Genomic DNA, 12,526 nt, shown 5'->3' on the forward strand with positions numbered 1-12,526 from the left:
GTCTGTGGCGGCTGGAAAAAGCCGGCATGGTCGCGCGTGAAGGCAAAGGCCGCTCGGCGCTGTGGCGATTCAGCGTATCACAAACGCAAACAGCGCACCGGACTTGAAGGCCTATAGCCCCATCGGCAGCGCCAGCTGGATCGCTGGCGGCTCGCGCTAATGAATGCTGCCAGTTGTCAGTGCAGCTTGTGCCGCAGCTACAAAAAACATGCGCGACCGGCGGTCGCTCCCAGCCTACACCCAGCTTTCCACGAGCTGTGGCTGGTCGCCAGCCGAGCGCGGCAGGCAGCGCAGGCCCGCCAGCTCGAACGCGTCGCGCAGCATCTCCAGTCCCTCGTTCGGCCCGGCTGTCCGCAGCATCACCGTACTCGGCTGCGGCGCCTCGCTGCCGCCAACGACCTCGAACATGCGCGCGACGTAGCAGTCCGGGAAATCGGCAGGGCGATCATAGATGGTCCACACCGGCAGGCGACCGCGCTGCATCACGTCGCGGTGGTTTTGCAGGATGAACTCCACGACCTTGGAGATGTCGCTCATCACAGCAGCGAAAGCTGGATATCGACGCGGTGGCCGTGCCGCGCCAGAAAGTTCTCCAGGGTCGGCGGGACCTCACCGCGCTCGGCGCAGCGCTGGCGCAGCTCGGCGGCGATCTCCTCCGAGGCGTCCTGCGACCAGCCCTCGCTGGTGTTAAAGGAAATGATCCGGATCGGATTGCGGTACTGCCCCTCCATCAGGTGACGCAGCAAAGTATCGCGGTCGGTGTGCTCCTCGTCGTTCTCAACCCAAGCGCGGCCAAGGCGGCTGCCGAAGCTGTCGAGGACCAGATAGACATCCCGGTCGGACCCGGGGGCAATCGAGGGCGAGGAACGCATCACTAACCTCACGATGACAGAACACCAGCGTTCCAGCCCGTCGGCGGCTGGGCGTCGATAAACCCGATTCGCAATTCGTCCATGACTTTATATATACGCCTCGATGAGCAGGCGTCTGGCATTCGCCCTGCCGGTCATGGCCCATACTGTCCCGTCTGGCCCGGACTGGTTCCACGAAATCCAAGCATGACGGCTACCGGATGATGATCATCCGGGAGGCGGATCGCGTGCGCCTGAAAGCAGGGGCGGCCACGACTTATACGGACCGTTATCGCTGGATTGTCGAGACCGCGCGCAAGCTCAAGCCCAGCCATTTCGTGCTCGAGGCGAGGCCGTGGTCCTCAACGTCGACGGGATGTCGGACTGGGCCGCACTGCATTCAAGGCGGCACGATGACGAGGTCCAGTTCTATGCCTTCGACATGCTGGCTGGTGACGGCGACGATTTCCGGCGTCTGCCGTTGTCGATGCGCAAGACCAACCTCACGCGGCTACTCGCCCGCCGCACCGAGGGCATCCACGCTGCGCCTTACGAGCTCGGCGAGATCGGGCCGGACCTGTTCCGGCACGCCTGTTTGATGGGGCTGGAGGGCATGGTCTCGAAACACAGCGGGCGCGCCTACGTCGCGGGCCGCTGCACGCACTGGGTCAAGGTCAAGAATCCGAAGCATCCAGCCTATCACCGCGTGCAGGATCAGTTCTGACCTGCACCTCGTCCCCTTGGGTTGGGTAATCCCTCCAGGCTGCAACGAGGATTAGTCGTTGGTAGGGGTCCGTTCTCCGCTTTACAACCTGAGCTTGATTGCTAGTAATGCTCTCTAGCCCTTGGATGCCAATCTAAGGGAAAAGGAAATGGGCTGGGGCGGCCGTGGCAATCATCGAGAACATTCGTCTGCTCAAAGGCGCAGCCGTGTTGGCGGAGCGTAAAGCCGCCACGCCGAGCCTTGATCTCAAAAGATTCAATCTTTTCTACGGCTTCAACGGTTCGGGAAAGTCGACCCTTTCCCGCATATTCGCGGCGCTTCAACACGGCAAGAAGCAGGAGCGACTTCCCGAAGGATGCACATTCGAGATTGAGATGTCCAACGCGGCAAAATTTAGCTATCCCAAGGCACCGGCTGGCCTCGAGAAGTGCGTCTGTGTATTTAACGGTGATTTCATCGCCGAAAACCTCCGCTGGGAAACTGGCGTGGCGAACCCCGTCTTTTATATTGGCGCCGATCAAGCCGACGTAGCAGACCAGTTGAAGGCGCTTGAAAATATCCTACCGGCGACGAGAACGAAGCACGAAGTCGAGGCCAGGTGCTTAATGAACGCAAGAAGGCGTTCACCGAGTACAACTGAGCGTTTCGCCGACGGGATATTAGCTCCATCTGCGCGAGGCACGGCGAGGCTGGACTCTATCGTCCATCACCTGGGTCTGGCGCTTGGCGGTCGGCCGGCAGCGGGCTTTGCAAGACGGCTGATGCTGCCAGTAAGCAAGGACACGCTCCTGCGTGTCGTCCGACGCCGCAGCCGTTCGCCGGGCGATCCACTCAAGGTCATCGGCATCGATGACTGGGCCTGGCGGCGCAATCACCGATACGCCAGTATCATCTGCAACCTGGAAAGGCGCCGGGTAGTCACCTTGCTGCCGGATCGTGAGCCCGCGACCGCCCAAGCGTAGCTGGCTGCTCATCCCACGATCTTAGTCGTCGCCCGCGACCGTGGCGGGGGATATGGCGAAGCAGCAGCAAAGGCCCTGCCGCACGCGGTGCAGGTCGCCGAGCGTTGGCATTTGATGGAGAACGCCAGTCGGGCATTCCTTGACGCCATCCGCAAATCGATGCGCCAGATACATACTCATCAAGCAGATCGTGCGCCAGACTGGCCATAGCAGGAAGCTGGTAAGGCAGGTGATCCGCGGCGAACGCAACGATGTCTTCCGGACCCGGCAAAGTTCGTTGGATCTGCATTTGCCATGGCTCGACGATCAGTGGGCGTCCGGCTGCAACACGGGGCTCAACTTTGGCGCCGTTTAAAGGCGCGTGGCTTCCGAGGCTCGCTCCGCGTCATTAGCGAGTGGGCGACCCGCAGACGAGGAGCTGAAAAGGCCGACGTACGAACCTTCAGAGGATTCCGTCGGTCAGAACGATCGCGCGCCTGATGACAATCGACCGGGACTTGCTCGAAAGCGGAGACCGTCACGGTCGCGGCGATCGAAGCTGGCGTACCAACCCTGGTCGAGGCACGCGAGATCATCGCCGAATTCCACCTGATGATCCGGCGTAGAACCCAGGCGGGCCTCATCCCATGGATTGAGCCCGCCCGCGCCAGTCTCGTCACCTCGTTCGCCAGGCGGCGTCGCGAAGGATGAGGCGGCGGTTCGAGCAGCAATCACTTTGCCCTGGTCCAACGGACAAACTGAGGGGCAGATCACGCGTCTCAAGCTCGTCAGACGCCAAATGTACGGTCGCGGGAAAATCGATCTGCTACAAGCTAGATTGATTGGCGCAGAATGAAAGGAGCTGCATCAAAATTGCGTCAGAGCCAATTTTGGACGCCCGTCCCCCAGTTTAGGGGGTCAATATTGCAGGCCGAATGACAGTCGTGGGTGATTCCGAGGCCCGATACTGGGGCGGGCGGGTTGACGAGCACTCGCTGGTGCCGTTGGGCGAGGCGCGCCTCGGCCGCATCGGTTTCGACGAATGGCTCCGCCGCTCACAGACAGCAGCCTGATCCCGCATCCGAGGTCCGCCCAGTCTGTCAGGAGCGGGTCCCAGGCAGCGAACGAAAGGGGCGATTATGATCAAACTCGTCGCGTTGGTTCTTCTGTGGCTCATGAGCGGCACGGCGGTGGCTCAGGAGCCCAAGGTCACCTCCCTTATGTCCAAGGATCTTCCGGAGAATCCCGGCGGGGAAGCTCTGATTATCACGGTCGAGCACGCGCCCGGCGGGTCGAGCGCCATCCACCGACACAATGCACATGCGTTTGTTTACGTGCTGGAGGGCTCCGTCGTGATGCAGCGGAAGGATGGACAACCAGGTGACACTGACACCAGGACAGAGCTTCTATGAAGGCCCTGATGACGTTCATGTCGTCGACCGGAACGCAAGCGGCAGCCAGCCGGCGAAATTCCTGGTGCTCTTGATCAAGGCCAAGGGCGCCCCGGCGCTCGTGCCCGCACAGTGACTGTTACGGCAACCCAGGTACTCGAACTGTCTCGGCTACCCATAGAGTGATCGGAAGCCCAGCTAGCGGCCTACCGGCCGGCCTGCCCTTTGTAGCCATGGAGCCGGATTAACGTGCGGCGGCCTACGGCTCGCGGCGTGGCGTGCCTTATCCTGGCTTACTCACGGACGGGGGCACCGGGAGCACGATCAAGTGGCGGGTGTGGACGGGCAAGCCCCGTCGTGCCTGGAGGTGCGTCGTTGGCGACATGCCGAGTGTTGACACGCTGCAGCGTCGTCACCGACGCAGCTATTATCGCAATAGCTAGCGCGACGGCGAACAAGATTAGTGCTGTTCGGTGCCTATCCACCCTGGTTACCGCTTGGCTCTGGAAGCACCGGCCGGCAAACGCTGCACTGCGCGCCGCTTAGGTCTGGCGTCTCCACTGACGCCAACGACAGCGCCGGATTCGTACGCCCGACGTTGGCTGTCATAGCTGGGGTCGTGCTGGTCGAAGTGTAGCCCGGTTCGCATATCCACCTGGGCCACATTGACGCCTTCGGCTTTGGCCGAAGTGATGAGCATCGCTACGACTGCCATGGCAAATCCGATCTTCACCATGTGTCCTCCTGCGGCCGGACCAACAGCGATAACGGACCCGGACGCTGATGGTTCCCATTGAGGGGCCGAGGGCCAACCCAGGAGGCGTCCGCGTCTTTGAGGCAAATGGGGCCGCGACCGGGGGCAGTCGATGATTCATGCACCCTGACGGGGATTTGAAAAAACGTTTCACTTCAAACGGGAAAAGCTTTTTGGCAAAGATTGACGAAACCGCATACGACCACGCCGCCTGCTCACTTGAGCAAAGAAAGCGCGGCATGGTTCAAACGCACGGTCGCGCTCTTTGAGTTCGAAGAGCACCACATAAAATTGCCCGCGCGGGTCAGGCGCGCAAACTGATTGAAGCCGAAGGTCTCACATTCAAGGACCGGCACAATTCAATTAAGCCTCACGCTGCCGTGGCGATAGAGAAAGATTCACGCACCGCGTTCGCACGACTTGTCCGTGAGATCGGCTTGGACGTTGCTAGTCAGCCTAAGTCAAGCCCACCGGCATTGCCTGCAAATGGTCGGTAACGGCATTGGCACCACGCAAACGTAATCTATCGCGCCGCTGCTTCGCGCGACTCTGACGCACAAGCGTGGCTCCGTGGGGATAAATCGTATGGCTGGTTCCAGTTTAAGCACCCGGACGAGCTTGAGGACGTTGTGAAGCGAACACGCCGACGAAAGAACAATGTTCTGGCGCCATGGCATGTCGCCTCCCATCACTCGTGATGAACTACGAGAGTGCGAAGAGGCATGGCTAAACTCCGGAGACTCGGACGAATACGGCTCATGCAGCTACTTCGTCGACAAGCATTACAGCGACGCTGAAAAGCAAGACGTGTGGAACAAGGACGGTGATAAGAAGCGCCACCGGTGGCAGCCGGGAATTAGACGCCTGACGCAACCAACGCCTAGCGCTGATGTCCCAACGGGATACCCAGCGCCCTAGCCTTCTGCCGCAGCGAACCTTCCGTACGTTTTGTTAGCTTCGCGATTGCAGCGACAGGCGTTCTGGCTTTTGAGTGCGCCCGAAGTTCTTTGACATCGGACTTGGAATATTCGCGGCGTACAATCTTCTTTGTTTTTGCCTTCTTCGATTTCTTCGCCACGGTTGCTCCCCCTGGTGATGAAATTTCTAACCATACTTGTCGGCGCGATGAAGCAGAAGTAAGGCAGCGGCGCAACATCAACTCATTGTCACAGGCTCCCCTGAAGAGTCTCACGACGTTTTATCAAATCGATTGATAGCGCGATTACCGGCCACGATCAAGACGGTGCGGGATGCAAGAAGTAGTCGAAAGCTTTAGCGTGGAGGATGGGGCGGCTCTTCGTCGCTTCTTTCACTTCGGCTTCGACTGCTGCTAATGTTGCAGTTCGGCGAGCAACTGTTCAGTCTCGGAGACGCTCCTGCTCCCTCTCGATGGGATCACTCCTAAGCGACGTGCCCTCGCGGGATAAACATAGATCGTTTCAATCAACGACTCAGTCGTTTGCATCATCACGTCGATATCGCTCCTCTCTGGGACATAGGGGTTTGGACCAGTCCAAATCTGCAACGGCAGCGGCGGATGCTTCAGCTAGAGCGATTTTTTGGGAGCGCCTTCCTTCACTCTCCCCTTCGCGTCACTCGGCGAAGCAAGCAAATCAGGCTATCGCAATCGAATGAACCAAATCCGCCGCGATCACGGACATCGTGCGGTAGCTGGGCTGACGAAAGAACGGATGCCGCTGGCGACTAAGCCCGGCGCGAAACTCGACACGCTGAAGAGGTTTCGCATCCTAATCCGCCACGAACGACGATCTGAAGGGGCTCGCACTTGATCCGTCCGACGGGATCAAGCGCAGCAAATCGAAAGAAATCCGCGCGCCTGGACCGACGCCGAAATGGTCGCTTATGAAAAGCGCTGGCCCGTGGGGACGAAGCAGCGCGCAGCCTACGAGTTCATGCTGAACGTCAGCACGGCACGCGCTGATGCTCATCTCACGATTTGGGCGCAGGCGGATAATGATGATTTCGATAACACCAGCCGCAAGACCGGCTGCCCGTCGCCATAGCTATGGCTCAATCACTCAAGGCCACGCCCTTGACGCGCTACCGCGCAAGCACGTCTGCATCATCACCACCGAGTACGGAAAGCCCCTTTACGAATATCTGGACGCATAAAGCGAGATTGACACATGTGCAATCGAACTTCACGCACGAGAACCTAAGTGAAACTATGTTCTCGGCCGGAGAACCAAGAAATCAGTTGCCCGGCGACCTTTCTGGCTCCAGCTCTCCTTAATAGTGGTCCAGTGCTTGACGTGGGTAGCGTCGCACGACGCAATATCAGTGACAAGTTGAGTGTCGTGATCGCGCCGCAGCTTGTCGATGATGCCGATTTGCCGGGCGATGCTGCCAGGGATTCAGCTCCGATCTCTATCGCCCTCAACAGTGGCGAAGTGGCACCATATCGTTGCTTTGATACGTGCAACGTAGTTGCGGGCCGCCCTGCCCAACGCCCGTATGGTTCGCCAGGCGCCGGTGGCTTCTGACCACGCTTTGGCTTGCTGGAACCTCGCATAGGTCCAAGCAAACGCCGGGATCTTCATTAACTTGTCTCGGCTGAGTCTGAATAGACGCTCTACCAGCACGAGCTTTAACCGCACCTCAACTCCTCATACTCCGCGCATGCGGAGTACGCCGCGGCTTTTCAGCCAGATCGCCGGCCTCGGAGGAAGGCCGTCTAGTGCGAAAAATTCAGCGCGAGCAAATCTGGTCCGCTAATGCCTGCTAAACGGACCTCAATTGGAGGGGCCACCGCTTCGCGGATGGGCCAATAGCAAATATCGCGCGTACAGCGGACCAAAAGGAATGCGTAACAGTGGCCGCCATTTCTAGGATGTCGCGCTGCGCCGCANTAGTTTGCTCCACATCTGCCTCCTCTCCTTTGTAAGTGCGATGCGCTGCATCGAGACGACTGTCTTCTTGTCGGGTGAAAAGCAACAAACTCTCGACAAAGCATACCGAGCGAAATGCGCGTTTCTTGCTGCGGTGCGCCTAAGCATTGCCTTACGTTGTAGCCCGAAAGTGTCAGAATTTACTCATCTTTTGCTGACGCGGGAATTTCTGCATGTGCAGGAACCGTGCCTCATGAGTTTGCATTGTCTATTTGTTTTCCATTTGTTGTGAGGCCGATCATGCGTCTCATTTTCAGAATGGTCGCGATTGCGGCCGCCCCGGCTTGGATGGGCATACACACGGACCCTGCTGCAGCACAGAACTTCGATGAGAGATGGTCCATCATTCCAAAGGCACACGCAGAGCCGGTACCCGAGGCACGCGACCAGTCTAAACAGGATTCGCAATCGCAACCTCCGGTCGGAGCACAGCCGACACGTGGTTCGGACGATCGCTCAGCGACTCGTTCTTCCAACCGAGTATTTTCCGGAAAGGCCTCCTACTATTCGTATCGGACAGGAAAGACAGCGAGCGGCTCTTCGTTCAACCGGAGCTTACTGACCGCAGCCCACCGCAGCCTGCCGTTCGGCACGCGAGTTCGCGTCACCGACCTTGAGAGCAANAGGTCGGTAGTCGTTCGTATCACCGACCGCGGACCGAGCGTTCATGGCCGCGTCCTCGACCTTTCGCTCGGCGCCGCGCGGACCTTGGGGATTACGGATCGTGGCGTGGCCCAAGTTCGCGCTGAGGTACTCTAGGCTTGTCCCTGCTAGGGAAAGTCTTCCAACCGCAGCAGGAAATGGAAAGACACAAGAATCAGGACATGAGAGGCGATAGCGTCGTCCTTCGACGCAGTCTCCAGCATCGAGCAAGGGCAGGTAAAACCAATTTGCAGCAGCATTCAAGGCCGAGCATGTCTCTTGAGGGTCACAAGCGGCGGTGGAGGCGAGCATGGACGGGCGTCCGGTCTGCCACTGACAGCCGACATGATAACCGTTTAAGCGTTGTTCTGTTTGGGGCCAATAGCGGTCATGCGTGGCACAACGATCAGAATATTGTGGCCGGTCCACAGTATGCGTGGTCACTAGCTATTGCGATTGATGAAATCGGCGATGGTGTCGACAGCCTTGGCTTCGATGCCGAAGTACCCATGCGCCGCCTTCGCCTCGCAGGGCGGTGACTCGGGGCGGATCGCCGCCGTCGAGCAACGCAATTTCGGCCTTGCTGGTCTTTGTCAGGCACTTCTTCAACATCTCAGCGTCGGCCTGCGGCGTGGCGCGGCAAGAGTCGTTTCGATGCGACATGATAAGGGTCGGAACCGTAATCAAGCTTGCGCCTGAACCGGATGGATCTCCCGCGCTGCAAGGGAATGGCGCGGCCATACCAGAGGCAGCGCGAAGAACGCGCCGACGACGGAGCGAAGTATTCTGGAAGAGGAAATTCTGATCATGCTACCAAAGGGCCGCGTACGATGACCATGTGCATCGGCGGCGCGTATCGTCCCTTCCGACATGACCCGCATTTCAGCGAGGCCTTGAGCTTCCACAGCGGGATTTCCCGCGGCCGGCGGAAGGCGTCCAGCGGGAGGATTTAACGTAGCCCTATAACGCGGACGCCCACCGCTCGCGTGTCAGGCAGCCTTATCTCGCAGGTGATAGGCTATGCGTACGTTCGATCGACAGAAGCGGGTTTCTGATTCGGAGCTTGACGCGGCGAGAAAGCTCGCGCGAGCCTTTCGAAATCCTCCGGCGGAAGAGGCCGGCCAAACAAATAGCCTTGGTAATTGAGCCGCCCATACCGCGCTAAGAAGGTATATTGATCTTCCGTTTCCACGCCCTCGGCGATGACGGAAAGACCAAGAGTTCTGCTAAGTGCGATGATCATCTTGGCTATCGCGGCACTATTAGGATCGACTAAGACATCCTTGACAAAGCTGCGATCAATCTTGAGCTGATCGATAGGAAGACGCTTTAGGTATGAGAGGGACGAATAGCCCGTTCCGAAATCATCGAGGCTAAAGCTGATACCGATTGCTTTCAACTTATCCATCTTGGCTATTACGTCATCGACATTGCTGACTAGTGTGCTTTCGGTAAGTTCAACTTTTAGGCGACGAGGATTAGCACCGGTTTGCTCGATGATCGTGCGAATTTGATCGACGAAGTTCTTCTGGCGCATCTGCAGTGCGCTGACGGGGCGTGGGACCGGGAGCCGGCGGTGCCCAACGCCGTAGCGACAAGGGGCCTCCCGTACAGCCTGCTCGGCGTCGCGGCCGGTCCGCTGTCGCAGGAGCAGCAACTCAAGAGGTCGGTCGCCGAGCTGCTCGACGGTATGAAGCCCTGGCAGGGCGACCGGCGTTTCGTGAACAACCTCGCGCCGGATGAGGCGGCCGACGGCGCGGCGATTTACGGGCCGGAGCGCTACGCGCGCTTGGCGTCCGTCAAGAAGACCTACGACCCGGCCATGTTCCGGCTCAACCACAACGTGATACCGGCCACCTGATTGGACAAAGCCGCCCGGCATCACGGTGAGCTGGCGATCTTGGCTGCTACTGAATAGGCGGTCACACGACTCTCAATTCGGTTGGCTCGATTTAATTCCGCGCGGCCGCCCAAGCCTTGCTGGTGCTGTATTGAAATCAATATATAGAGAGCCGAAGGCTGAGCGAATCGCTGGAGTTACGGGCGGGCGATTTTCTTTTCAGGCGGGGACCGAAGGCGCGCTCGAAGGAGCTCACCAAGCCGCGGGCGATGATCAAGCCGGTCATCCTGACGACGAACGCGAGCCATGCTGAAGGACCTAAAGCGACCGTGCGTCAGCGTTCGATTCTGCAATCCCGATTCTTCTTCGAAAGATGGTTGCTGGAGATTTCTTCATGCTCTCGCTATGCGAAAGAGCTTAGCATTTTAGCGGGAGACTATGTTGTGAAGGACGAGTTGAGACCATAGACGCAGAGCTAAGCTCCCCTGCCACCCTGTTTGCCGATCACGCAGCGCCATGCCGCAAGCCACTCAGCGGGATGCTGTGTCATCCACTCGGCAAGCTGCGGCGCGCCGATCAGGCAGGACTGCACAAACACGTCGGCGACGTCCGAGCTGGTCACCGTCTGCTCGTGACAATTTGCCGGCGAGGAGAGACTGCAGAGCACGGCGATGATCTTGATCACGACAGGAGACCCCCGTTGCGACGATGGGTATTGGCGCCGCTGGCCGCATGACTTACCGATGAGTCCCGCCGCTGCTCGCTGACTGGATCAGCCGGTGGAGAGATGCTGTCATATATCACGCGGGCCTGTCGAATTGGGTGGGCTCATTCGCGATCAGATTTCGAGACCAATCGAATAACTTCGCCCATGTTTGCTCCACGCGTTGGCTAAAGAAGGGATCTACTTGTGAGCCACGTCTATTAGATGACTATCATCATTCATATCAATATAGGATGTCAGGCCTCTGCAGGTGGTAACGAAGGAATAAAAAAGCCCGTGACTGGGTCGCGGGCCGTTCGTTCCAAGTAGCATCTGTTCCGCGGATTGTGATGTGCAAAGCTCCATCAGGTCATCTGGGCCACTCGCCTTAGCGTTGGGAACTGTTCGAGCGAATGCTTTGGCCGCATCAACTCGGCTCGCCGTTGATAGTCGTCGGCCAGCGCCCTAAGCTGCCTCGCAATCACTCCGTCAGCCATGGTTCAGGCAGCGCGGAGCAAAGTCTGTGCTGTTTCCAGGTATTCCCTGCCTCGTTGGGAGATCTGGAACGTCATAGCGACCTCGGGCGGCTCTCTGAAGCGTGGTCTAAGGCAGTTTGGAGCCAGGACAGCCAATTGCGGTCACTTGCCCAGCGAGCTCTGAAACGACCGAGGCACTTCTTCGAACAAAGGGGGGTTTGCCACGAGTAGTATCGGACGAGACGAAACTTGCCATCACAAACCGCGCATCGCGCAGATCTGCCGAATCTAAGACTCTCGGAGCTGTGGGACATTGTGGTCTCCTCTTGACCTCATCGTCTCTGTTAGTGATCTTTTTTTACCGACACACTTTGCGAACCTGTGCAATTCCTACGTATGCATCCTAAGACGATCGCGACCAGCGTCTCAATTGGACATAGGTAATCCGTCGGCCATCCAAAGGGGTCCAGGAATGATACGAAGGTTTAGGCTCGCGCGTGGGAGCCGACGACCTCCGCCCCGAGCCAAGCCGTGGGCGCATTTATGCAACCGTTTTTGGCTCGTCGCCTCCAGCGACGGTTTACAAGTGAACTGGATGGCTTGCGCGATGTTCTTTGGCGTGGTCCATCCCTGACGCCGCCCCCAGTGCGCGAATGTCGATTTGATGCCGGCAAATGCCGGCCTACCATGAGTCACGCTGCCGCTGTCTTTCGCCGGGTCGCGGCGACGGGCGATAAGCGGCGACCAGCCGGACTTGGGGGTTCTGGTTCAACCAACCCCGCCGGCGTTTGGCTCGATCTCGCCTGCCTGCGACAATCGCCGCGTGGCCTTCGTCATCGGGATGGTCCTCGAACAACGGATGCGGCAAGAATAGCAGCGCAAGTAGAAGCTTCGATACGCCATCGTTGGCGCCGAGGGTCGGCCGGGCCAGCACTACACATTCCCAAATATCGCCACGGGCGGCCGGTCGTTGGACTATTCACTGGCTTTTTTGGCCATAGCCAAGAAGAACGCAGAAACTAAATGGGCTGTCGCTCGAGGATTGCACTACGAGTTGGGCATGTGCGTCAGATACTGGTAGATCGCTTCCAGCTCGTCATCATCCATTTTCCCGACCGAACGCCACGGCATTTGTTCGCTGATTTGATGGCCGTTGGGATCGATACCGGTGCGCATGGCCGCAGTGAAGCCGGCGAGCGTCCAGTCCTTGACCAGATTCAGGTCGGGTCCGAGCGGCGCCAACTGCCCGGGCACGCCGCCGGTCAACTTCTCGCCGTGGCACTCACGGCAGTCTT

General features: G+C 58.8%; 13 protein-coding genes and 2 pseudogenes. 8 read left to right on the plus strand and 7 right to left on the minus strand.

Going from position 1 to position 12,526, the window contains the following annotated elements:
- Positions 1 to 234: 234 nt before the first annotated feature.
- Together YY7_RS0147500 and YY7_RS0147505 are read right to left on the minus strand one after the other, a co-directional pair.
- Positions 235 to 537, minus strand: coding sequence for a hypothetical protein (locus YY7_RS0147500; RefSeq protein ID WP_028169140.1), 303 nt, complete (start codon positions 535 to 537; stop codon positions 235 to 237).
- Positions 537 to 872 (minus strand): hypothetical protein, encoded by a 336-nt coding sequence (locus YY7_RS0147505; RefSeq protein WP_028169141.1) that lies wholly within the window; start codon positions 870 to 872, stop codon positions 537 to 539. The genes YY7_RS0147500 and YY7_RS0147505 overlap by 1 nt, the downstream gene beginning before the upstream one ends.
- A 334-nt stretch (positions 873 to 1,206) precedes the next feature.
- Between YY7_RS0147505 and YY7_RS64885 the strand changes: the two genes are divergently transcribed.
- The 5 genes and pseudogenes from YY7_RS64885 to YY7_RS64165 all read left to right on the plus strand — a co-directional run bounded on the left by YY7_RS64885 (position 1,207) and on the right by YY7_RS64165 (position 4,043).
- A complete protein-coding gene (locus YY7_RS64885; protein WP_349642724.1) occupies positions 1,207 to 1,575 on the plus strand; it encodes a hypothetical protein in 369 nt (122 codons plus the stop codon).
- A gap of 206 nt (positions 1,576 to 1,781) precedes the next feature.
- Positions 1,782 to 2,144 (plus strand): annotated as a pseudogene (locus YY7_RS62455) (AAA family ATPase); the annotation flags it as partial.
- A 69-nt stretch (positions 2,145 to 2,213) separates the two neighbouring features.
- Positions 2,214 to 3,372, plus strand: a pseudogene (locus YY7_RS57605) (ISL3 family transposase); the annotation flags it as partial.
- Between the two features lie 79 nt (positions 3,373 to 3,451).
- Complete coding sequence (locus YY7_RS61515) at positions 3,452 to 3,589, plus strand: hypothetical protein (RefSeq protein ID WP_245287687.1); 138 nt, start codon at positions 3,452 to 3,454, stop codon at positions 3,587 to 3,589.
- A gap of 307 nt (positions 3,590 to 3,896) precedes the next feature.
- Positions 3,897 to 4,043 carry a hypothetical protein gene (locus YY7_RS64165; protein ID WP_245287688.1) on the plus strand — a complete coding sequence of 49 codons (147 nt, stop codon included), beginning with the start codon at positions 3,897 to 3,899 and terminating at the stop codon, positions 4,041 to 4,043.
- A 354-nt stretch (positions 4,044 to 4,397) separates the two neighbouring features.
- On the opposite strand, the gene YY7_RS0147535 is transcribed toward YY7_RS64165, so the two are convergent.
- Entirely contained in the window at positions 4,398 to 4,643 is a 246-nt protein-coding gene (locus YY7_RS0147535) for a hypothetical protein (protein WP_028169143.1), read from the minus strand.
- 898 nt (positions 4,644 to 5,541) lie between these two features.
- Entirely contained in the window at positions 5,542 to 5,739 is a 198-nt protein-coding gene (locus tag YY7_RS59695) for a hypothetical protein (RefSeq protein WP_080664181.1), read from the minus strand.
- Between the two features lie 775 nt (positions 5,740 to 6,514).
- Between YY7_RS59695 and YY7_RS61520 the strand changes: the two genes are divergently transcribed.
- Positions 6,515 to 6,685, plus strand: coding sequence for a hypothetical protein (locus YY7_RS61520; protein WP_155255655.1), 171 nt, complete (start codon positions 6,515 to 6,517; stop codon positions 6,683 to 6,685).
- A gap of 1,173 nt (positions 6,686 to 7,858) precedes the next feature.
- Positions 7,859 to 8,329 (plus strand): septal ring lytic transglycosylase RlpA family protein, encoded by a 471-nt coding sequence (locus YY7_RS65405; RefSeq protein ID WP_080664183.1) that lies wholly within the window; start codon positions 7,859 to 7,861, stop codon positions 8,327 to 8,329.
- A 901-nt stretch (positions 8,330 to 9,230) separates the two neighbouring features.
- On the opposite strand, the gene YY7_RS0147560 is transcribed toward YY7_RS65405, so the two are convergent.
- Complete coding sequence (locus YY7_RS0147560) at positions 9,231 to 9,749, minus strand: EAL domain-containing protein (protein ID WP_035692975.1); 519 nt, start codon at positions 9,747 to 9,749, stop codon at positions 9,231 to 9,233.
- Here YY7_RS0147560 and YY7_RS61525 point away from each other — a divergent pair.
- Positions 9,723 to 10,073: a BBE domain-containing protein gene (locus tag YY7_RS61525; RefSeq protein WP_035692977.1), complete on the plus strand. Its 351-nt coding sequence runs from the start codon at positions 9,723 to 9,725 to the stop codon at positions 10,071 to 10,073. The two genes, YY7_RS0147560 and YY7_RS61525, sit on opposite strands and share 27 nt — an antisense overlap.
- Before the next feature lie 454 nt (positions 10,074 to 10,527).
- On the opposite strand, the gene YY7_RS0147570 is transcribed toward YY7_RS61525, so the two are convergent.
- On the minus strand, positions 10,528 to 10,737 hold the full coding sequence (locus tag YY7_RS0147570) for a hypothetical protein (protein WP_028169145.1): 210 nt from the start codon (positions 10,735 to 10,737) through the stop codon (positions 10,528 to 10,530).
- A 1,541-nt stretch (positions 10,738 to 12,278) separates the two neighbouring features.
- Positions 12,279 to 12,526, minus strand: a 248-nt coding sequence (locus tag YY7_RS55750; RefSeq protein ID WP_035691978.1) for a c-type cytochrome, incomplete at its 5' end; no start/stop codon positions are given.

Source organism: Bradyrhizobium elkanii WSM2783 (assembly GCF_000472865.1).
GTDB lineage: Bacteria > Pseudomonadota > Alphaproteobacteria > Rhizobiales > Xanthobacteraceae > Bradyrhizobium > Bradyrhizobium elkanii_A.

Bases quoted from the DNA above. Each gene is read 5' to 3' on its own strand.
- YY7_RS61520 (WP_155255655.1), top strand. From the start codon at position 6,515: ATGGTCGCTTATGAAAAGCGCTGGCCCGTGGGGACGAAGCAGCGCGCA.
- YY7_RS0147505 (WP_028169141.1), bottom strand. From the start codon at position 872: ATGCGTTCCTCGCCCTCGATTGCCCCCGGGTCCGACCGGGATGTCTAT.
- YY7_RS0147560 (WP_035692975.1), bottom strand. From the start codon at position 9,749: ATGCGCCAGAAGAACTTCGTCGATCAAATTCGCACGATCATCGAGCAA.
- YY7_RS0147535 (WP_028169143.1), bottom strand. From the start codon at position 4,643: ATGGTGAAGATCGGATTTGCCATGGCAGTCGTAGCGATGCTCATCACT.
- YY7_RS61515 (WP_245287687.1), top strand. From the start codon at position 3,452: ATGACAGTCGTGGGTGATTCCGAGGCCCGATACTGGGGCGGGCGGGTT.
- YY7_RS0147500 (WP_028169140.1), bottom strand. From the start codon at position 537: ATGAGCGACATCTCCAAGGTCGTGGAGTTCATCCTGCAAAACCACCGC.